The 20,139-nt window shown below is 52.2% G+C and carries 19 protein-coding genes; 14 read left to right on the top strand and 5 right to left on the bottom strand.

Annotated elements, in window-relative coordinates; genetic code table 11:
* Positions 1 to 64: 64 nt before the first annotated feature.
* From JK223_RS05460 to rlmB, 4 genes are all read left to right on the top strand, one after another.
* Entirely contained in the window at positions 65 to 1,363 is a 1,299-nt protein-coding gene (locus tag JK223_RS05460) for an adenylosuccinate synthase (protein ID WP_212713197.1), read from the top strand.
* A gap of 199 nt (positions 1,364 to 1,562) precedes the next feature.
* Complete coding sequence (nsrR, locus tag JK223_RS05455; RefSeq protein WP_212713196.1) at positions 1,563 to 2,006, top strand: nitric oxide-sensing transcriptional repressor NsrR; 444 nt, start codon at positions 1,563 to 1,565, stop codon at positions 2,004 to 2,006.
* A 14-nt stretch (positions 2,007 to 2,020) separates the two neighbouring features.
* On the top strand, positions 2,021 to 4,513 hold the full coding sequence (rnr, locus tag JK223_RS05450; RefSeq protein WP_212713195.1) for a ribonuclease R: 2,493 nt from the start codon (positions 2,021 to 2,023) through the stop codon (positions 4,511 to 4,513).
* A gap of 68 nt (positions 4,514 to 4,581) precedes the next feature.
* Entirely contained in the window at positions 4,582 to 5,316 is a 735-nt protein-coding gene (gene rlmB, locus JK223_RS05445) for a 23S rRNA (guanosine(2251)-2'-O)-methyltransferase RlmB (protein ID WP_025901091.1), read from the top strand.
* Between the two features lie 27 nt (positions 5,317 to 5,343).
* Here the strand turns inward: rlmB and bsmA are convergent, their stop codons facing one another.
* A complete protein-coding gene (gene bsmA, locus JK223_RS05440) occupies positions 5,344 to 5,685 on the bottom strand; it encodes a biofilm peroxide resistance protein BsmA (protein WP_212713194.1) in 342 nt (113 codons plus the stop codon).
* A 40-nt stretch (positions 5,686 to 5,725) separates the two neighbouring features.
* Positions 5,726 to 6,187, bottom strand: a complete 462-nt coding sequence (locus JK223_RS05435) for an Ivy family c-type lysozyme inhibitor (RefSeq protein ID WP_212713193.1) — start codon at positions 6,185 to 6,187, stop codon at positions 5,726 to 5,728.
* Between the two features lie 279 nt (positions 6,188 to 6,466).
* On the opposite strand from JK223_RS05435, the gene rpsF reads away from it, so the two are divergent.
* Genes rpsF through rplI form a run of 4 tightly spaced genes read left to right on the top strand, consistent with a single transcriptional unit; the run spans position 6,467 to position 7,907 of the window.
* Positions 6,467 to 6,862 carry a 30S ribosomal protein S6 gene (rpsF, locus tag JK223_RS05430; protein ID WP_025901094.1) on the top strand — a complete coding sequence of 132 codons (396 nt, stop codon included), beginning with the start codon at positions 6,467 to 6,469 and terminating at the stop codon, positions 6,860 to 6,862.
* A gap of 3 nt (positions 6,863 to 6,865) precedes the next feature.
* Positions 6,866 to 7,186 carry a primosomal replication protein N gene (priB, locus tag JK223_RS05425; protein ID WP_212713192.1) on the top strand — a complete coding sequence of 107 codons (321 nt, stop codon included), beginning with the start codon at positions 6,866 to 6,868 and terminating at the stop codon, positions 7,184 to 7,186.
* Positions 7,187 to 7,190: 4 nt separating this feature from the next.
* Entirely contained in the window at positions 7,191 to 7,418 is a 228-nt protein-coding gene (gene rpsR / locus JK223_RS05420; RefSeq protein WP_000135199.1) for a 30S ribosomal protein S18, read from the top strand.
* 39 nt (positions 7,419 to 7,457) lie between these two features.
* A complete protein-coding gene (gene rplI / locus JK223_RS05415) occupies positions 7,458 to 7,907 on the top strand; it encodes a 50S ribosomal protein L9 (RefSeq protein WP_212713191.1) in 450 nt (149 codons plus the stop codon).
* A 74-nt stretch (positions 7,908 to 7,981) separates the two neighbouring features.
* Here rplI and JK223_RS05410 read toward each other — a convergent pair whose 3' ends face one another.
* Positions 7,982 to 8,521 (bottom strand): LysM-like peptidoglycan-binding domain-containing protein, encoded by a 540-nt coding sequence (locus tag JK223_RS05410; RefSeq protein WP_212713190.1) that lies wholly within the window; start codon positions 8,519 to 8,521, stop codon positions 7,982 to 7,984.
* A gap of 320 nt (positions 8,522 to 8,841) precedes the next feature.
* Here JK223_RS05410 and fklB point away from each other — a divergent pair, with 320 nt between their 5' ends.
* The 3 genes from fklB to JK223_RS05395 all read left to right on the top strand — a co-directional run bounded on the left by fklB (position 8,842) and on the right by JK223_RS05395 (position 11,556).
* Positions 8,842 to 9,462, top strand: coding sequence for an FKBP-type peptidyl-prolyl cis-trans isomerase (gene fklB, locus JK223_RS05405; RefSeq protein WP_212713189.1), 621 nt, complete (start codon positions 8,842 to 8,844; stop codon positions 9,460 to 9,462).
* A gap of 190 nt (positions 9,463 to 9,652) precedes the next feature.
* Entirely contained in the window at positions 9,653 to 10,393 is a 741-nt protein-coding gene (gene cysQ, locus JK223_RS05400; protein ID WP_212713226.1) for a 3'(2'),5'-bisphosphate nucleotidase CysQ, read from the top strand.
* Positions 10,394 to 11,349: 956 nt separating this feature from the next.
* On the top strand, positions 11,350 to 11,556 hold the full coding sequence (locus JK223_RS05395; RefSeq protein ID WP_212713188.1) for a DUF1107 domain-containing protein: 207 nt from the start codon (positions 11,350 to 11,352) through the stop codon (positions 11,554 to 11,556).
* 39 nt (positions 11,557 to 11,595) lie between these two features.
* Here JK223_RS05395 and JK223_RS05390 read toward each other — a convergent pair whose 3' ends face one another.
* Positions 11,596 to 12,918, bottom strand: coding sequence for a hemolysin family protein (locus JK223_RS05390; protein WP_212713187.1), 1,323 nt, complete (start codon positions 12,916 to 12,918; stop codon positions 11,596 to 11,598).
* Between the two features lie 525 nt (positions 12,919 to 13,443).
* On the opposite strand from JK223_RS05390, the gene JK223_RS05385 reads away from it, so the two are divergent.
* From JK223_RS05385 to JK223_RS05375, 3 genes are read left to right on the top strand one after another with little or no spacing between them, the layout of a single operon-like run.
* Positions 13,444 to 15,159 carry an autotransporter assembly complex family protein gene (locus JK223_RS05385; protein WP_249213498.1) on the top strand — a complete coding sequence of 572 codons (1,716 nt, stop codon included), beginning with the start codon at positions 13,444 to 13,446 and terminating at the stop codon, positions 15,157 to 15,159.
* Complete coding sequence (locus JK223_RS05380; protein ID WP_212713185.1) at positions 15,156 to 18,983, top strand: translocation/assembly module TamB domain-containing protein; 3,828 nt, start codon at positions 15,156 to 15,158, stop codon at positions 18,981 to 18,983. Before JK223_RS05385 ends, JK223_RS05380 begins: the two co-directional genes overlap by 4 nt.
* Complete coding sequence (locus tag JK223_RS05375; protein WP_212713184.1) at positions 18,983 to 19,321, top strand: gamma-glutamylcyclotransferase; 339 nt, start codon at positions 18,983 to 18,985, stop codon at positions 19,319 to 19,321. Before JK223_RS05380 ends, JK223_RS05375 begins: the two co-directional genes overlap by 1 nt.
* Before the next feature lie 65 nt (positions 19,322 to 19,386).
* Here JK223_RS05375 and ppa read toward each other — a convergent pair whose 3' ends face one another.
* Positions 19,387 to 19,914, bottom strand: a complete 528-nt coding sequence (gene ppa, locus JK223_RS05370; RefSeq protein WP_212713183.1) for an inorganic diphosphatase — start codon at positions 19,912 to 19,914, stop codon at positions 19,387 to 19,389.
* Positions 19,915 to 20,139 lie beyond the last annotated feature (225 nt).

Raw genomic sequence — 20,139 nt, 5'->3', positions numbered from 1 at the left:
AAATGCTGAAAGTGAATTTTTCAGATGGTAGAATCCTTTTTTAAGCAATCGGTGGTTTTGGAAAATGGGTAAGAACGTTGTCGTCCTTGGCACCCAATGGGGTGACGAAGGCAAAGGTAAAATCGTAGATCTTCTGACTGAACGTGCTAATTATGTTGTCCGCTACCAGGGGGGCCACAATGCCGGTCACACACTTGTCATCAACGGTGAAAAAACCGTCCTCCACTTAATTCCATCAGGTATTCTGCGTGAAAACGTTATCAGCATCATTGGTAACGGCGTCGTATTATCACCTGAAGCTCTGATGAAAGAGATGAAAGGCCTGGAAGATCGCGGAATTCCGGTACGCGAACGTCTCCTGTTATCCGAAGCCTGCCCGCTGATCCTTCAGTATCATGTCGCGATGGATCTGGCACGTGAAAAAGCCCGTGGCGATAAAGCTATCGGTACTACAGGACGCGGCATCGGTCCTGCGTACGAAGATAAAGTTGCCCGTCGTGGTCTGCGTGTCGGTGACCTTTTTGATAAAGAAACCTTTGCCGTCAAGCTGAAAGAAATTGTTGAGTATTATAATTTCCAGCTGGTCCATTACTACAAAGCCGAAGCCGTTGATTACGACAAAGTACTGAACGACGTACTGGCGATTGCTGACATCCTGACCGGAATGGTGGTGGATGTTTCTGAATTACTGGACAACGCGCGTAAACGCGGTGATCTGGTGATGTTTGAAGGGGCACAGGGGACACTGCTGGATATTGACCACGGTACCTACCCGTATGTCACCTCTTCAAACACGACCGCAGGTGGTGTCGCGACAGGTTCCGGACTGGGGCCGCGTTACGTAGATTACGTGCTGGGAATTGTTAAAGCCTATTCTACCCGTGTGGGTGGAGGTCCTTTCCCGACCGAACTGTTTGACGATGTCGGTGAGTACCTGGGGCAGAAAGGTAATGAGTTTGGCGCAACGACGGGTCGTCGTCGTCGTACCGGCTGGCTGGACGCGGTTGCTGTCCGCCGTGCAGTGCAGATCAACTCATTATCCGGTTTCTGCCTGACCAAACTGGACGTGCTGGATGGATTAGAGACCGTCAAAATTTGTGTCGGATACCGTATGCCTGATGGCCGTGAAGTGACGACCACTCCACTGGCTGCAGAAGGCTGGGAAGGTATTGAGCCGATTTACGAATCAATGCCAGGCTGGACGGAGAGTACTTTCGGTGTGAAAACGCCTGAAGGGTTACCGCAGGCAGCGCACAATTATATTAAGCGTATTGAAGAACTTACCGGCGTACCGATCGATATTATTTCTACCGGTCCCGATCGCAGTGAAACGATGATTTTACGCGACCCGTTTGATGCTTAATCATACTCTGGCCGGAAGTTTTCCGGCCTTTGTCTCTCCTGCTATCAACTGCTCTTTCCCTCTGTTTGCTGATCAAGTTCATCGGTTACTTAAATAATTCTCCGCAAATCCGGACTCTGGTTTATTATCAGTACACAGAGATGCCTTTTGCTTACCAGCCGTGCATCGGTTTTTGTTCGGTACACATTCCGGGGATACAGTGCAGCTAACCAGCTTTACAGATTACGCTCTTCGGGCATTAATTTTTATGGCGACATTGCCTGAAGGCCAGATGACCAGTATCACTGAGGTGACAGATGTCTACGGGGTTTCACGGCATCATATGGTCAAAATTATTAATCAGCTGAGCCATGAAGGCTTTGTGCAGACCAGTCGCGGTAAACATGGCGGGATCCGTCTCGGGATGCGTGCAGAGGCGATAAATCTGGGCCGCGTTGTCCGGCAACTGGAGCCTTTGCAGTTAGTGAATTGTGATGAGTGTGCTATTACCCCGGCTTGCCGCCTGAAAGCAGCGTTACATAATGCAATGGAACAATTTCTGAAAGAACTGGACACCTATACGCTTGCGGATATCGTTAGAGATAACAACAATTTATATAAAATTCTTATCACGGATGCCGCTGTGGTAACGACACATTCATGACATCGGAGGTACCTATGTCACAAGACCCTTTTCAGCAACGGGAAGCGGAAAAATACGAAAACCCGATCCCCAGCAGGGAGTTTATCCTTGCGCATCTGGAAAAACGCGAGAAACCTGCCCGCCGCGATGAGCTGGCACAGGAACTCAATATCACCAGCGAAGAACAAACCGAAGCGCTGCGTCGTCGTCTCCGTGCGATGGAAAGAGACGGTCAGCTGGTCTTTACCCGTCGTCAGTGCTATGCCTTGCCGGAACGGCTGGATCTGCTGCGCGGAAAAGTCATCGGCCATCGTGATGGCTATGGCTTCCTGAGACTCGAAAACGCGAAAGATGATCTCTATTTGTCGGCTGAGCAGATGAAGTTCTGCATGCATGGCGACATTATTCTGGCGCAGGCGGCCGGTGCAGACCGTCGTGGTCGCCGCGAAGCCCGGGTAGTCCGGGTCGTTGAACCCCGTAACAACCAGATCGTCGGGCGTTATTTTGTCGATGCCGGGGCCGGATTTGTGGTGCCGGATGATAGCCGCCTGAGCTTTGATATTCTGATTGAGCCGGAGCATACGCAGAATGCCCGTATGGGCGCTGTCGTGGTGGTGGAACTGGAAAAACGACCGACCCGCAGAGCAAAAGCGATTGGCCGGGTGATTGAAATCCTCGGGGATAATATGGGCACCGGGCTTGCTGTGGATATGGCCTTACGGACCCATGAAATTCCTCATGACTGGCCGGAAGCCGTTGAACAGCAAATGGCGGCGCTCAGTGAACAGGTCCCGGAAAAGGCGAAAGCCGGACGGGTGGACCTGCGCCAGTTACCCCTGGTCACCATTGATGGTGAAGATGCCCGCGACTTTGACGATGCCGTTTACTGCCAGAAAAAACGCGGTGGCGGCTGGCGTCTGTGGGTGGCTATCGCGGATGTCAGCTACTACGTACGTCCCGGGACCGAGCTTGATAACGAAGCCCAGGCTCGTGGCACATCGGTTTACTTCCCTTCGCAGGTCGTACCCATGCTGCCGGAGGTCCTGTCCAACGGACTGTGCTCGCTCAATCCTCAGGTCGACCGTCTGTGTATGGTCTGTGAAATGACCATCTCTGCCAGTGGTAAACTCAGTGGCTATAAGCACTATGAAGCGGTCATGAATTCGCATGCGCGTCTGACCTATACCAAAGTGTGGAATATCCTGCAGGGCAATGAAGAGCTGCGCGAACAGTATGCTCCGCTGGTCGGCGACCTGGAAGAATTGCACCGTATGTATCAGGTGCTGGAACAGGCCCGTGCTCAGCGTGGCGGTATTTCTTTCGAAACGGAAGAAGCGAAGTTCATCTTTAATGCCGATCGCCGTATCGAGCGGGTCGAGCGAACCGCCCGTAACGATGCTCATAAGCTGATTGAAGAATGCATGATCCTGGCGAATATCGCCTCGGCACGTTTTGTCGAAAAATATCAGGAACCGGCGCTGTTCCGTGACCATGATCGTCCTTCAGATGACAGCATCAAAAGCTTCCGTACCGTATTGAGTGAACTGGGCCTGACTCTGTCTGGCGGCACAAAACCGGCACCTGTGGATTATTCGGAATTGCTGGAGAAGATCGCGGGACGTCCGGATGCGGAAATGCTGCAAACTATGCTGCTGCGTTCCATGAAACAGGCGGTCTATGACCCGGAAAACCGCGGTCACTTTGGTCTGGCATTGACCTCCTATGCACACTTTACATCGCCTATCCGCCGCTACCCTGACTTATTACTGCACCGGGCGATTAAATACCTGCTGGCTAAAAATGCCAATGAACTGCAGGGGAACACGACACCGACCGGCGGCTATCACTATGATATGCAACAGATGCTGCAGCTGGGTCAGCATTGTTCCCTGACCGAGCGTCGTGCCGATGAGGCTACCCGCGATGTGGCAGACTGGCTGAAATGTGATTTCATGCAGGACCAGGTCGGGAATACCTTCAGTGGTGTTATCTCGAGCGTGACCGGGTTCGGTTTCTTTGTCCGTCTGAGCGACCTGTTTATTGATGGTCTGGTACACGTCTCGAGCCTGGACAATGACTATTACCGGTTTGACCCGGTCGGTCAGCGGCTGATCGGCGAGTCCGGCGCACATACCTATCGTCTGGGCGATATTGTTGAAGTCCGTGTTGAAGCTGTCCATATGGATGAGCGTAAAATCGATTTCGCACTGATTTCCAGCAAACGTCAGCCACGCGGTGCAGGAAAAACGGCGCGTGAAAAAGATGCCAAAGCGGGTACCACGGCGGGTAAAAGCCGCAAGGGGGCGCGTTCAGGGGCTAACTTCGAAGCGGATGAAACCTTCCGGAGTGAGAAGAAAAAGTCCGGCAAAAAACGCGGCAAGAAGAAGCCTGCGGCGAAAGAAAGTGCGACAGAAGCTCCGGTGAAGAAAGTTAAAAAAGTCTCGGAGAAAACACGTAAAATCGCCGCCGCGACCAAAGCGAAGCGGGCAGCAAAAAAAGATAAGTCTGCGACTAAAAAAGCGGACTGATTTCAACAGCACAGGTCCCCGTCGGGGATCTGTGCCTGGTATTTAACGTCTAACCATTGAACTGAGTTATGAGCGAAATAATTTTTGGCATTCATGCCGTTGAAGCCTTACTGGAGCGTGATCCTCAGCGTTTTCAGGAAGTTTATATTCTGAAAGGACGCGATGATCGTCGCCTGCAACCGCTGGTCTCCGCACTGGAAACTCAGGGGGTTGCTGTTCAGGTGACAACCCGTCAGTGGCTGGACAGCAAAGCCGAAGGTGCTGTGCATCAGGGCATTGTGGCGCTGGTAAAACCCGGCCGCCAGTACCAGGAAGGCGACCTTCCGGATCTGCTGGAAAAAACCGAACAGCCGTTTTTGTTGATCCTCGACGGTGTGACCGATCCCCATAACCTGGGCGCTTGTCTGCGCAGTGCGGATGCTGCCGGGGTACATGCCGTTATTGTGCCGAAAGATCGTTCTGCCTCGCTGAATGCGACTGCCAAAAAAGTGGCCTGCGGTGCGGCGGAGACGGTTCCGCTTATCCGTGTGACTAACCTGGCGCGTACGATGCGTCTGTTGCAGGAATACCATATCTGGATTGTCGGCACCGCAGGTGAAGCCGATCATACGTTGTATCAGAGCAAAATGACCGGCCCGATGGCGCTGGTGATGGGGGCTGAGGGTGAAGGAATGCGCCGTCTGACCCGGGAACATTGCGATGAACTGATCAGTATCCCGATGGCAGGTAGTGTGTCTTCACTGAATGTCTCGGTGGCGACAGGGATTTGCCTGTTTGAAGCCGTGCGTCAGCGTCAGAGCTGATTTGCCGGGCAGTGCTCCGCAGCCCGCTCAGGGCTGTGGAACGCTCACTGCACAGGAACCGGCATAGGTTCCGTAGAAGATTGCCTCCCCGTACCACTGCCCCGGAATGACCGTTTCACTGGTCATTATAATGCGATACCAGCGGACACCCGTCCGGTTAGCTTTTTCTGCGAAAGCCCTCTGTGCATCATCCGGTGACCCCCTGACAACCACATGTACCTCTGCGGTTTTACACAGGTCGTATGTCATGTTTTGGCTCAGCTCCTGAGCATAGGGCTGCAGAGGAGGGCGGGGGGCCGGAGCCGGCGTCAGTAACGCGCAGCCGCTGAGCCCGAAAATCAGGAAGACCGTCAATATCAGCCGATGCATCTCAGGCCCCGGACGACCGGACGTGTTGGCAGGACACGGATTATTTGTCCGTGTAGTTAAACGCCTGCGGATGATTCGCCAGGCTGCCGCTGAGGGCCGCATATAAAACGGTTTTCCCGTCAATCGACAGGGCATCACTGATATTCAGCCACTGTAACTCTTCACGATGGCGGGCTTCGTTGTTACGGGCGAACAGGCCACTCATCGTATTATCGGCGGGCGAGTAAATCAGCGCAAAATTCTCGCTGGCACAATCATGGGGTTTGCAGGCACTGTATACCTGATAAGTGACCCCCTTAAGCGTCACCTGCTGCATCGGACTTTCAACGCCGCCTTTGATTATCCAGTCCGGCAGGTGCTGATGGGCAATCAGTTTAGAAAAGGCGCTGCCCCCCTGCTGACTGGCCACCAGACTGCTCAGTGTGGGCGTCTGAGCCAGAGCGGTAAAAGAGATCCCCGTACAGCAAAGGGTAGTCAGAAGAGCCATTGTGCGAAATTTCATAATATCCCCGGTCCGTCATCATGTGAGTTTAAGTATATCGTGAATTCCGTGAATTACCGGGCGTAAAGGGAATTCTGCTGCCTGTGTAACGGAGGAGCGTATCAGGCCGTGTGGCTGTTTCTCTCTGCCGTGTGATTTAGCGATTTATTTGCTTGAGTTTCAGGCACCATATAAGTATTATTACGCGTCAATTTTTCAGCCGCATTTTAACACGTTCCTTGCTTCCATGGGCCGCGGCTGACCCTGACAGGAGGCTGAATAATCCGTAAGGAGCAACCGATGCGTCATTACGAAATCGTATTTATGGTCCATCCTGACCAGAGCGAGCAGGTTCCTGGCATGATCGAGCGTTACACTGGTGCTATCACTGGTGCTGAAGGCACGATCCATCGTCTGGAAGACTGGGGCCGCCGTCAGCTGGCTTACCCGATCAACAAACTGCACAAAGCACATTACGTTCTGCTGAACGTAGAAGCTCCGCAGAGCGTTATCGATGAGCTGGAAACTAACTTCCGCTTCAACGACGCCGTTATCCGTAGCATGGTTATGCGCGTTAAAAACGCGGTAACTGAAGCATCTCCGATGGTTAAAGCGAAAGAAGAACGTCGTGATCGTCGTGAAGACTTCGCTAACGAAACCTCTGATGACTCAAGTGCTGAGGATTCTGAAGAGTAATCCATGACGGTGGCGAATCGTCTGCGTCTGTCCGGCAATGTCTGTGGCAGAGTCGTCAGAAAGACCAGCCCCTCAGGAATTCCTCACTGCCAGTTTGTGCTTGAGCACCAATCGATGCAGGAGGAAGCCGGATTATCCCGGCATGCATGGTGTCGTATTCCTGTCATTATCAGTGGTACAGCACACCTGCAGATTACTCAACATATAACGGTCGGCACGCAACTCATTATTGACGGTTTCCTGCACTGCCATCAGGCAGCGACGGGACAGAGCAAAATGGTGTTACATGCCGAGCAGATTGAATTGATAGATTCTGGAGACTAGCCTAATGGCACGTTATTTCCGTCGTCGCAAGTTCTGCCGTTTCACCGCGGAAGGCGTTCAAGAGATCGATTATAAAGATATCGCAACGCTGAAAAACTACATCACTGAAAGTGGCAAAATTGTACCGAGCCGTATTACCGGTACTCGCGCAAAATACCAGCGTCAGCTGGCCCGTGCTATCAAGCGCGCGCGCTACCTGTCTCTGCTGCCGTACACTGATCGTCATCAGTAATCGGCCACTGTCCATTAACGACTTTGAGAGGATAAGGTAATGCAAGTTATTCTGCTTGATAAAGTAACAAACCTGGGTAACCTGGGTGATCAGGTCAACGTTAAAGCGGGCTATGCTCGTAACTTCCTGGTACCAAAGGGCAAAGCTGTCCCTGCGACCAAAACTAACATCGAGTTTTTCGAAACTCGTCGTGCTGAGCTGGAAGCTAAACAGGCTGAAACTCAGGCTGCTGCCAATGCCCGTGCTGAGAAAATCAACGCACTGGGTACTGTAACCATCACTTCTAAAGCCGGTGACGGTGGCAGACTGTTTGGTTCTATCGGCGCACGTGACATTGCTGATGCAGTGTCTGCAGCGGGTGTTGAAGTTGCTAAAAGTGAAGTACGTTTATCAGAAGGCGTTCTGCGCTCTACTGGTGAGTACGAAGTTAATTTCCAGGTTCATAGCGACGTTGTTGCTAAACTGGTTGTTAACGTTGTTGCTGCATAATCGCAGACAACATAAAAACGCCGGCCTTGTGCCGGCGTTTTTGTTTTCAGCGCGTACATTTTTGCGGCTGCGGATCAACGGGCCTGAATAAAACTGCCATCCTGTTGACGAACAAAGAGCACCTGACCCTTTTTAGTGGACAGTGTCAGTCCGGTCACTGTACCGCGATCATTAATTCGTAATCTCACTTCCTGGCCGGTCTGTAAGTTACTGAGCGGTTTATCCTGGTCTTCCACATCTGCCATGGCAAAGACATCCCCGACCGGTAAATTATTGTCACGGAATAACTGGGCCAGCGTTTGTCCGGCAGCAATATGGTAGCGATGCCATTGCCCCTGTGGGTCATCAGAAGAAGGCGGCGGAGATGCGTCGTTAGCATCCTGCGAGTTATCCAGTTGTGCCTGCATCACCGTGGACGACGGTGGGATGGCATGTTCCACCGGGAACGGTTGTCTCTCGCCCGGCAGCAGAACCCCGACGATCAGCATGACCAGTCCGGCAAAAATACCCCAGCGGTGAAACAGCGACAGTGGATCCATCCAGTGCAGCTTTTCAGGCCAGTGCGCCATCGTGCTGACAAACGTTGTGCTACCGTTAATTCTCTGTTTACGCATCGCCGTTTCCTCGCCCGGGGATACCTCTTTCCTGACCAGGCCTTGATATGACTTTAATTTTTCCGTGATACGGTTACGGATTCCGTTGTGTTGCCGACGGGCGAAATGGCCCATAGAGTTTCTCACTTATAACACGGGTGATACCCGGGGATTGATATACCGTCATAGTGTTTATAGCAGAACGACGGATATCTGCATTTTAAGTGTCATATTCTTCATCTTTCTCAAAAAAAAGTCATCAGTGACAGGTTCGGTTTTACCCGGGAAGCATGCGCTGTTATGCTTTCGTTTCACATATAGTAGATAAATCAGGAACAGAAATGACGACTCTTTCTTTTGATAGCGTTGAAGCGCAGGCGAGTTATGGTATCGGTCTGCAAGTGGGACAGCAGCTGCTGGAATCAGGTCTACAGGGTTTACAGCCTGAAGCGTTACTGGCCGGTCTGCGTGATGCGCTGGAAGGAAACTCGCCTGCTGTGCCTGTAGATGTCGTTCATCGCGCCCTGCGCGAAGTGCATGAACGTGCTGAAGCCGTTCGTCAGGAACGTACACAGCAGATGGCAGCAGAAGGCCTGAAATATCTTGAAGAGAACCGTCAGCGTGAAGGTGTGAACAGCACCGAATCGGGTTTACAGTTCCGGGTGCTGAAACAAGGTGAAGGTGCTATCCCTTCACGTCAGGACCGCGTACGTGTGCATTATACCGGTAAACTTATCGACGGAACGGTCTTTGATAGTTCGGTTCAGCGTGGCGAGCCTGCAGAATTCCCGGTCAGCGGTGTGATTGCGGGCTGGATTGAAGCACTGACGTTGATGCCAGTCGGTTCTAAATGGGAACTGGTGATCCCTCAGCAGCTGGCCTACGGTGAGCGCGGTGCCGGCGCGTCTATTCCGCCACTGAGCACATTAGTCTTTGAAGTTGAGCTGTTAGAAATCCTGTAAGCGATTAGCATTCAGGACAGTAATCAAGCCGGTCAGATGACCGGCTTTTTTTATCCCCTGAACCTGAGCGTGCCGGGTCTTCTCCGTCCTATCGCTGGCTCTGCGTTAAAGAAAAAAATCGGTTACACTGACAGAACACGCTGAAGATAACGCACCTGTCCGCGGGGTGCCGAAAGTAACGAGGTGAATGATGCTGGAACAAATCTGTCAGCTGGCACGGGATGCCGGACGGGAAATTATGGAGATTTATAATGCGGCTCATCCTGCCGAAGTTTCGCATAAGGCCGACAATTCGCCGGTGACGGCTGCGGACATTGCCGCACATCATGTGATCCTTCACGGGCTGACCCGGCTCACCCCGGAGATCCCGGTGCTTTCTGAGGAGTCACCGACGGACTGGGAGGAGCGCCGTCACTGGCAGCGTTACTGGCTGGTTGACCCGCTGGACGGCACGAAAGAGTTTATTCAGCGTAATGGTGAATTTACCGTAAATATCGCGCTGATAGAGCAGGGCGTGCCGGTCTCGGGCGTTGTCTACGCACCCGCCAGTGACCTGATGTATCTGGCTGCCGGGGGAAAAGCCTGGAAAGAAGAGAACGGGGTCCGCACGCAGATTCGGGTACAGGAAGCCCATCCTCCCCTGGTGGTAGTGAGTCGTTCCCATGGTGATGCGGAATTAGCGGAATACCTGCAACAATTAGGTGAGCATCAAACTATTGCCGTTGGGTCATCGCTGAAATTTTGTCTGGTGGCGGAGGGGAAAGCGCAATTGTATCCGCGTTTCGGACCGACCAATATCTGGGATACCGGGGCCGGACATGCCGTTGCTAAAGCGGCCGGTGCCCATGTGACTGACTGGACAGGTAAGACGCTCGATTATACGCCGCGTGAATCTTTTCTGAATCCGGGGTTTCGTGTGAGTCTGTTCTGAAAATAAGGCGAACGGAATATTCACCGTGCTGAGAATAAAAAACCATAGCCGAAGTCATCACTCATAAACCTGAGAAATAATCCCCCGGTTTTCCCCGATCCTACACCCGGTGACTTACCGCGACATCGCACCGCTGAGTGAGCGAATATGTCCAGGACGAGCCGCAGGGACGCGGCGAGAGGTCACGCTGAGCAGGAGCGAATCGTGACCGGTCCGTAAAGGACAAATGAGTAAGCGAAGGTACCGCGCAGCGGCGGGCAGGCTTGTCGCCAGGCCCGGAGTGCAGAGGGCGCTGCCCTGTGCCCTTTGCCCGGTCGCCCCCGGCGGGGCTAAGGCAGCCTGCCTTAACATAAAGCGAACGGAATATTCACTGTCCTGACTATAGAAATCCACAGATGAACCGAACACTCACCGTCCCGGGAAAAAAAAATCAGATATCTATAACCTGCCAGCTTTTCTTTTACTGCAAAAGATACATCCACTTTTCCGCGGATATCTGCACCGTTGGTCGGGCGACATCGCACCGCTGAGCGAGGGAGTGCGTCCAGGACGAGCCGCAGGGACGCGGCGAGAGGTCACGCTGAGCAGGAGCGAATCGTGACCGGTCCGTCAAGGACAAATGAGTGAGCGAAGGTACCGCGCAGCGGCGGGCAGGCTTGTCGCCAGGCCCGGAGTGCAGAGGGCGCTGCCCTGCGCCCTTCATTTTATTGCAATATCCTTCCGCCAGAATATCTCTCCGGTTAAATGTTAAAACTTTGTGTACAAACGCACAGTTATGATTTTTGTCCTGTATTAATATCGATATGCAAAATATAAGACTAATCCATAGCGAAAATGTGGTTTATCTGATGGGTAATGCGGCACTTTTTCGGTAACCTGTTGTCTTAACCGTGCCAACTGAGTCTGAGTGCAGGGGGCATAGTGATACAGGACATAAGTAAGTAAGGATCAAAAGGATGAAGATTTTTCAGCGATATAACCCTTTGCAGATTGCCAAATACGTCAAGATTTTGTTCAAAGGGCGCTTATATATCCGCGGTATCGGTACGTTCGATTTCGATAAAGGCAGAGTGTTACTGCCTGTCGTGAAGGATAAGCAGCAACTGAATGTGATGTCGGAGATCAACCGGCAGGTGCTGCGTTTACAAGCGGATTATCGTTAGTGATGACGGGGGCGGATGCCGCCCCCGTGGCAGCAGAAATTATTCGGCGGCGAGATTTCCGACAGGTAAAACGGCAGGGCGCTCGTCAATACGGGTGACCAGTAATTGATCGATGCGATAGCTGTCGATATCTACCACTTCAAACTTATAGCCGGAAAACATCACGAAATCAGTACGTTTCGGGATCTTCCTTAGCATATACATCATAAATCCGCCGATCGTTTCGTAGTTACCGGATTGCGGGAACTCATCGATGTTCAGAACCCGCATCACATCATCGATAGGCGTTCCGCCTTCCACCAGCCAGGAGTTCGCGTCACGGGCAACAATCTGCTCTTCAAAGCCCTGGCCGACCAGGTCTCCCATCAGGGTGGTCATCACATCATTCAGCGTAATGATCCCTACCACTAATGCATATTCGTTCATGATCACGGCAAAGTCTTCACCGGCAGACTTAAAGCTTTCCAGCGCTTCTGACAGGGTTAAGGTATCCGGCACAATCAGTGCCGAGCGGATCTGAACACCGCTATTCAGCGTCAGACTCTGATTGCCTAATACCCGTAACAGTAGTTCCTTAGAGTCCACATAACCAATAATGTGGTCAATATCGTTGTTACAGACCAGGAACTTGGAGTGCGGATGGCGGGCAATTTTCGATTTAAGCGTGGCTTCATCTTCGTTTAAATCGAACCAGACAATATTTTCCCTCGAGGTCATGGATGAAGGTACGGTGCGTGATTCCAGCTCGAACACGTTTTCAATAAGCTCATGTTCCTGTTTACGCAGTACCCCGGCAAGGGCGCCGGCCTCAACCACCGCATAGATATCATCGGGTGTAATATCGTCTTTGCGGACCATCGGAATTTTAAACAGCCGGAAAATGTTGTTCGCCATTCCGTTAAAGAACCATACCAGTGGACGGAACACGGTCAGGCAAAACCGCATCGGATGAATAATCCGTAACGCGATAGCTTCCGGGGCAATCATACCGATACGTTTCGGTGTTAAATCCGCAAATAAAATAAACAGGCTGGTGACTATCGTAAATGAACAGATAAAACTCAGCTGTTCTGCCCATTCGGGAGAAAGGAAACGTAAAAATAACCGGTTAAATGCCGGGGAAAACGCCGAATCACCAACGATACCACCGAGGATGGCGACCGCATTCAGTCCGATTTGTACCACGGTAAAGAACATCCCCGGGGATTCCTGCATTTTCAGAATGTGTTGTGCGCGCACATCACCGTCATCTGCCAGCAATTTCAGTTTAATTTTGCGGGCTGCAGCCAGAGAGATTTCAGAAAGAGAGAAAAAAGAACTAATAACAATCAACAATAAGATGACAAGTAAGTTATCTAACATAAGAGATCCAATTTTTATACTCTTGTCATTTTTGGCCTGGGCAACACAATCACGGGTTACCGTACAACAGCACAGTCCCGTGGGCTATCCGCGCCAAAAATGTCTGTCCCGCACCCGGGGCGGGCACTTGTCGGACAGAAACACATCAGGATGACCTGAAGCGCCCATTATAACAGCAGCCGAAGAGAGCCTGCCAGAGGCAAAATTGATTAAATGTTAGCCGGTTTTCTGTGCGCGGATACCCCGGACGTTGCCCGGGTTAAGGCACGACGGGGCAGATAAATACAGGAAAATACCGGTGAACAGTGTTTTATCTGTTCTCAGGTGTTGTGTTAGCCGGAGCATTTTCAGACAATACCTGCCTGCAGGCGGAGAGCATTTTTTATCGGTTTTTCTCTCCGGTTTCGGAATGGACGACTACGCTGTAGTTAAGCAATTTCATACTGTCAGGGAAATCTCCCCGCAGAAGAGAACGGTTTTTTAACAGGAGTTTACGTGCCACGTCTACGTTTATCACTGTATGGTATGACACTGTTGCTGCTGGCTGCACCAGCAATTCAGGCGGCGACCGTTCGGTTACAACTGGAAGGCTTGTCGGGCGAATTACAAAATAACGTCAGACTCGGTCTCGCCTCCATATCCAGTGAGGAAGTCTCAGCAGATAGTCGCTTTCAGGCACGTTTGACGGATTCAATCAAAAAAAGCCTCAGTGCTCTGGGATATTTTCAGCCGGTAATCACCTTTCAGACATTACCTGAAGCACTGAGCACAAAAAACAGTGTGATTAAAGTGACGGTTGACCCCGGGCCACCGGTCAAAATTGCCGGCAGTACGATCGTGCTGGAAGGGGAAGCCAGACTGGACCCGGAATACCAGGCCTGGATAAAAAAAGGCCGGCCTGTCACAGGGACCATCCTGAATCAGGGTGATTATGATAGCTTCAAAAATGGTTTCTCAAGTCTTGCCCTGCGTAATGGCTATTTTGACGGTGAGTTTAAAAAAAGTCAGCTTGGCGTTTCTGTCGACAGGGGAGAGGCCTTCTGGGATCTGGATTATGACAGCGGTAAACGCTACCACTTTGGTGATGTCAGCTTCCAGGGGGCCCAAATCCGTCAGGAATACCTGCGTCGTCTGGTTCCGTTCCATCAGGGCGATAAATACAGTTCGCTGGATCTTGCTGAATTAAACCGTCGCTTATCGGCGACCGGCTGGTTCAGTTCCGTGGTTGCCTCTCCTGATTTTTCTAAAGCACATACCACAAAAGTATTACCTATCGATGCAGTACTGACCCCCGCGGTGAAAAACAGTGTCGAAACCGGGGTGGGTTATTCCACCGATGTCGGCCCGCATGTCAAAGCGACCTGGAAACGTCCCTGGGTGAATGATGACGGGCAGAGTATGTCTTTCAGCACTTACCTGTCTCAGCCTGAACAGCAACTGGATATGAGTTACAAAGTCCCGTTACTGAAGAGCCCGCTGGAGCAGTACTATCTCTTCCAGGGCGGACTGAAACGAACCGATCTGAATGATACCAAGGCCGATACCTCTACCCTGGCGGCGTCCCGTTACTGGGAAAACAGCTCTGGCTGGCAGAAAGCGCTGAACCTGCGCTGGAGACTGGACCACTATACTCAGGGAACCGTCACGGATACCACGATGCTGCTCTACCCGGGCGTCAGCGTCAACCGTACCCGCTCGCGGGGAGGTATGATGCCAACATGGGGTGATTCACAACGTTACTCTGTGGATGTTTCTGATACCACCTGGGGCTCTGACATTGATTTTGTCATTCTGCAGGCACAGAACGTCTGGATCCGCACACTGGCTGAACGTCACCGGTTTGTGTTCCGCGGCAATGTGGGCTGGATAGAAACCAATGACTTTGATCGCGTGCCGCCGGATTTACGTTTCTTCGCCGGGGGGGATCGCAGTATCCGTGGTTATAAATATAAAGATGTCTCGCCGCGAGATTCCGATGACAAGCTGACCGGGGCTTCTAAAATGGCGACCGGTTCGGTGGAGTATCAGTACAACTTTACCGGCAAATGGTGGGGCGCCGTGTTCCTTGATTCCGGTGAAGCGGTAAACGATATCAAAGATACCGACATCAAAACCGGTACCGGGGTCGGGATCCGTTGGGCTTCGCCGGTGGGGCCAATTAAACTGGATATTGCCCGTGCGGTGGGTGATAAAGATGAACGCGGATTACAGTTTTATATCGGGCTGGGGCCGGAATTATGACGCTATGGAAGAAAGTCCTGACAGGGATCCTGGTATTCTTATTACTGCTGATAGTGATTATCGGGTTGTTGATCGGGACAACACCGGGACTGCATCTGGTTCTTAATAGTGCTGCCCGCTGGGTACCGGGGTTGAAGATCCAGCAGGTGAACGGTGGCTGGAAAGATCTGACCATTAAAGGCCTCGGCTACCAGATGGATGGGGTGAGTGTATCCGGTGGCGAGCTGCATTTATCGCTGGATGCCGGATGTCTGATCCACTCCTCGGTCTGTGTTAATGATATCACGCTGAAAGATGTGAGCGTGGTGGTGGATAGCAGCAAAATGGCCCCGTCATCGCCCGCCAAAAGTGAGGACAAAGGCAGCGGAGAAATCTCAACCCCTTATCCGATACTGCTGCGGCATGTGGCTTTAGAGAATGTGAATGTCAAAGTCGATGACACCGCCATCTCATTGGGGAGCTTTTCCACGGGGCTAAACTGGCAGGGCCGTCAGCTGACGCTGACCCCGACCCGGATAGAAAACCTGCTTCTGGCCCTGCCAAAAGCGAAAACCGCGGTGGCAAGTGCGGCGACCGATGTCGCGACAAAAACTGTCAACAGTACGCCGGCGAAACCTGCGGCGCCGGGCACAGAGAAAACCGCTCCGGCGGCGGAGAAAGTTCCGCAACAGTCACCGGCAGACATGCTGAATGGGCTTTTTGCCAAACCGTTGCTCAACCTTCCTGAATTCCGTTTACCGCTGGATATTCGTATTGATGAAATCCTCGGTGAAAACCTGCGCCTGACGGGAGACACCGATATTACGGTGAACCGTCTGCAATTAAATGCTCAGGCCATCGATAACCAGGTAAATTTACAAACCCTGCGCATCAATGCACAGCAGGGGATCCTGAGCGCTACCGGACAGGCGACCCTCAGTGGTGACTGGCCGGTGAACCTGACCCTGAACAGCGATGTGAATATGGCCCCGGTGAAGGGTCAGAAAGTCAGACTGCTGATCGATGGTGCGGCGAAGAAACAGGTGAACCTGAATCTGAATCTGTCCGGCCCTGTCCGTGCGCAGCTGCAGGCAATGGCTCAGCCTGCCGTGACCGGACTGCCATTCTCTCTCCGTCTGACCAGCCCGCAATTACGCTGGCCTCTGAGCGGGCAGTCCGAATGGCTGGTGAATAATCTGGCATTAACGGCCGGCGGGAAAGCGACTGACTACACTATCGCGTTCCGGAGTTCGGTGTCGGGCAGCACTATTCCTCCTGCAGATATTTCGCTGGACGGGAAAGGGAATACGCAGCATTTCTCACTGGATAAACTGCATATCGGTGCATTACAGGGAAGTGCGGATGTTAAGGCTCTGGTTGACTGGACGAAAGCTATCAGCTGGAACAGCCAACTGACGCTGGCCGGCATCAATACCGCGAAGCAATACCCGCAATGGCCGTCACGTCTCGACGGGACGATCACCACCCGGGGCAGCCTGTATGGCGGAAGCTGGCAGGTCAGCGTTCCGACGTTATTACTGAAAGGGAACGTCAAACAGAATGCGGTGAACGTTAAAGGCTCCCTGTCGGGTAACAGTTATAACCAGTGGACGATCCCCGGAGTGACCGTGGCGCTGGGACAAAACCGGCTGGATATTAAAGGGGCGCTGGATAAAAAAATCAGTCTCGATGCTGATATTGACGCCTCGCACCTGGATAACGCACTGCCAGGTCTCGGCGGCAGGGTGAAAGGGTCGGTGAAAGCACGCGGCACACTGGAAGCCCCGGAAATTCAGGCCGACCTCGCGGGCCAGGCATTACGCTGGCAGCAGTTACAGATCCATGATTTCAGTCTGAAAGGTAACGTCAGTTCCGGAAAAGAGATTGCCGGAAAACTGGCCTTACGGCTCAACCAGCTCCGGCAGGATTCGCTGGATATCCGTAGTGTGGTACTGGATGCCAGTGGCAGTGAAAAACAGCATCAGCTCACACTGACGGTAGAAGGCAAGCCGGTTTCCGGGCAGTTAACCCTGAAGGGCAGTTTTGACCGTCAGCAGCAACGCTGGCAGGGGTCTCTCAGTAATACCCGCTTTGCGACCCCGGTGGGTGACTGGCGCTTAAGCAAAGCCGTGAGTCTGGATTATAAAAACACGCTGAAGAGTATCACTGTCGGCAGCCATTGCTGGCTGAATCCGGATGCGCAGATCTGTGTACCGGAACCGATTGTCGCCGGCGCGGACGGGCATGCGCGTATTCAGTTAGTCCGTGTTGATTTAGCGATGCTCAAACCACTGTTACCCGGCACGACGCAACTGAAAGGGGTGTTCAGTGGCGATGCCCGCGTAAACTGGAAAGCCGGTTCAGGCTTACCTACCGGGAATGTTGTGCTGGACGGTAAAGGGGTCGAGGTAAAACAGGAGGTTCAGGGGAAAACTCTGCCTGTCGCATTTGATGCCCTGAACCTGAAGGCGTCGCTGGTCAACGGTAAGGCGCAACTTGGCTGGCTGATCCGGATTGCTAATAACGGTCAGCTGGACGGAAACATATTGATTAATGACCCGCAAAAAGTCCGTAATCTGAGCGGTAACGTCAATATCAATAACTTCTCTCTCGGGTTGTTTAATCCGGTGCTGGCCGCAGGAGAGCAGATCAAGGGGGTACTGAATAGTCAGTTACGGCTGGGCGGAAATCTTGCTAACCCGCGGGTCTACGGCCAGACTGCACTGACCGATGTGGATATCAACGGTAACTTTATGCCGATCGATATGACCACCGGCAACCTGAAGCTGGTGTTCAACGGTGTCAGTTCCACTCTTGAAGGGATGATCGGCACACGGCAGGGGAACCTCAATCTGACCGGCAATGCAGACTGGAGTCAGCTGGATAACTGGCGGGCGAAGATTGCGGCGAAAGGGGAAAAGATCCGTGTCACCGTGCCACCGATGGTCAGAATGGATGTTTCTCCGGACCTGGTGTTTGAAGCCACGCCGGCTGCATTTAATCTGGATGGCCGGGTGGATATCCCATGGGCAAGAATTACTGTACAGTCCGTGCCGCAAAGTGCCGTCGGTAATTCATCAGATCTGGTAATGCTGGATGATAATTTACAGCCTATTAAGCCGAAAACGACAGCAATTCCTATTAATAGTAATTTAATCATACATATAGGTAATGATGTCCGTTTGTCCGCCTTCGGTCTGGATGCCCGGCTGAACGGAGATTTGAAAGTATTACAGGATAAGAATGGACTCGGGCTGAATGGACAGATTAATATCCCTTCAGGACGCTTCCATGCGTATGGTCAGGATCTTGTGGTTCGTAAAGGACAGTTACAGTTCTCCGGACCGCCTTCTGAACCCTATGTCAATCTGGAAGCTATCCGTAATCCTGAAGCGACAGAGGATGATGTTACCGCAGGTATTCGTGTCACCGGTCTGGCAGATGCACCGAAAGTTGAAGTGTTCTCTGACCCGGCAATGTCACAGCAGGAAGCCCTGTCGTATCTGTTACGCGGGCAAGGCCTGGGCAGTGATGGTGACAGTAATGCGCTGACATCGGCTTTGATTGGCCTCGGGGTTGCACAAAGCGGACAGGTGATGGGCAAAATTGGTGAAACCTTTGGTGTCAGTAACCTGGCGCTTGATACCGCGGGTGTCGGCGATAGTCAGCAAGTGCAGGTCAGTGGATATGTCCTGCCGGGACTGCAGGTAAAATATGGTGTCGGCTTATTTGATTCACTGGCGACACTGACACTGCGTTACCGGCTGATGCCTAAACTCTATTTGGAAGCCGTGTCTGGCGTTGACCAGGCGCTCGATTTGCTTTATCAGTTCGAGTTTCAGTAATGCGAATAATTGTCTATGGCAGTTTAAGGCGCAAGCAGGGAAATAGTCACTGGATGACCAATGCGCAGTGGTTAGGGGATTACCGGGCCGAGGGATATGAGCTTTATCATCTGGGGCTCTATCCCGGGGTGGTTGAGGGAGAAGGTAGCGTCTATTGTGAGGTCTACCGGATTGATGCCACCACACTGGGGGAGCTGGATGCGTTGAGAACACGCGGGGGGGAATATTCACGCCGGTTAATCTCTACCCCTTACGGCAGCGCATGGATGTATATTTATCAACGTCCGGTGGCCGGGCGTCAGCGAATTGACAGCGGCGACTGGCTGGAAAGGGACTGAACATCGCCATCAATAAAAAAACGCCGTCTGTTGACCGGACGGCGTTTTTTTTCGTTCAGCAGAAATTACTTCTGAGCGCGTTTGAAAGATTCCAGAATTTCAGCTTTCGCTGCAGCCGCATCGGCCCATCCGTCAACTTTCACCCACTTACCTTTTTCCAGGTCTTTGTAGTGCTCAAAGAAATGTGTGATCTGAGCGCGCAGTAATTCCGGAAGATCAGTCACATCTTTAACGTGATCGTACTCTTTGGTCAGTTTGCTGTGCGGTACAGCAACGACTTTAGCATCTTCACCGGACTCATCGGTCATTTTCAGTACACCCACCGGGCGGCAACGGATCACAGAACCATGCTCTAACGGGTACGGTGTAGGGACCAGTACGTCTACCGGATCACCATCCAGAGACAGGGTATGGTTGATGTAACCATAGTTACATGGGTAGAACATGGCAGTAGACATGAAACGATCGACAAACAGAGCACCTGAGTCTTTATCTACTTCGTATTTGATAGGATCAGCGTTCGCCGGGATTTCAATGATAACGTAAATATCTTCTGGCAGATCTTTACCTGCCTCAACCAGGTTCAAACTCATCGTTTAATTCCTTTAGTGACGTAAATTAAGTGCCCGGTATTATAGCTAACTGACAGTGAAAGTATTGTCTCTTTTTCTTCTTTCAGAGTGATCCCCCCGGGCGGAATAACGTGGCCGGCCAGGTCGGGGGATACGATGGATAAAAAACCGTCAGTTGCCGCAGGGGCAGGGCGAAGATACGGGGAGAACGTCAGCGTGAGCGGGGCAGGCCCTCACCGGGAGACG

This window comes from Tatumella sp. JGM118 (genome assembly GCF_018257515.1).
In the GTDB taxonomy this organism is placed as follows: Bacteria; Pseudomonadota; Gammaproteobacteria; order Enterobacterales; family Enterobacteriaceae; genus Tatumella; species Tatumella terrea.
The sequence above is the reverse complement of the archived record's forward strand: the minus strand, read 5'-3'. Positions and strand labels throughout refer to the sequence as shown.

Coding starts and splice junctions, on each gene's coding strand:
- JK223_RS05460 (WP_212713197.1), top strand. CDS start 65: ATGGGTAAGAACGTTGTCGTCCTTGGCACCCAATGGGGTGACGAAGGC.
- rpsR (WP_000135199.1), top strand. CDS start 7,191: ATGGCACGTTATTTCCGTCGTCGCAAGTTCTGCCGTTTCACCGCGGAA.
- JK223_RS05410 (WP_212713190.1), bottom strand. CDS start 8,521: ATGCGTAAACAGAGAATTAACGGTAGCACAACGTTTGTCAGCACGATG.
- fklB (WP_212713189.1), top strand. CDS start 8,842: ATGACGACTCTTTCTTTTGATAGCGTTGAAGCGCAGGCGAGTTATGGT.
- JK223_RS05390 (WP_212713187.1), bottom strand. CDS start 12,918: ATGTTAGATAACTTACTTGTCATCTTATTGTTGATTGTTATTAGTTCT.
- rlmB (WP_025901091.1), top strand. CDS start 4,582: ATGAGCGAAATAATTTTTGGCATTCATGCCGTTGAAGCCTTACTGGAG.
- rnr (WP_212713195.1), top strand. CDS start 2,021: ATGTCACAAGACCCTTTTCAGCAACGGGAAGCGGAAAAATACGAAAAC.
- bsmA (WP_212713194.1), bottom strand. CDS start 5,685: ATGCATCGGCTGATATTGACGGTCTTCCTGATTTTCGGGCTCAGCGGC.
- priB (WP_212713192.1), top strand. CDS start 6,866: ATGACGGTGGCGAATCGTCTGCGTCTGTCCGGCAATGTCTGTGGCAGA.
- cysQ (WP_212713226.1), top strand. CDS start 9,653: ATGCTGGAACAAATCTGTCAGCTGGCACGGGATGCCGGACGGGAAATT.
- JK223_RS05380 (WP_212713185.1), top strand. CDS start 15,156: ATGACGCTATGGAAGAAAGTCCTGACAGGGATCCTGGTATTCTTATTA.
- JK223_RS05395 (WP_212713188.1), top strand. CDS start 11,350: ATGAAGATTTTTCAGCGATATAACCCTTTGCAGATTGCCAAATACGTC.
- rpsF (WP_025901094.1), top strand. CDS start 6,467: ATGCGTCATTACGAAATCGTATTTATGGTCCATCCTGACCAGAGCGAG.
- JK223_RS05385 (WP_249213498.1), top strand. CDS start 13,444: ATGACACTGTTGCTGCTGGCTGCACCAGCAATTCAGGCGGCGACCGTT.
- ppa (WP_212713183.1), bottom strand. CDS start 19,914: ATGAGTTTGAACCTGGTTGAGGCAGGTAAAGATCTGCCAGAAGATATT.
- JK223_RS05435 (WP_212713193.1), bottom strand. CDS start 6,187: ATGAAATTTCGCACAATGGCTCTTCTGACTACCCTTTGCTGTACGGGG.
- rplI (WP_212713191.1), top strand. CDS start 7,458: ATGCAAGTTATTCTGCTTGATAAAGTAACAAACCTGGGTAACCTGGGT.
- JK223_RS05375 (WP_212713184.1), top strand. CDS start 18,983: ATGCGAATAATTGTCTATGGCAGTTTAAGGCGCAAGCAGGGAAATAGT.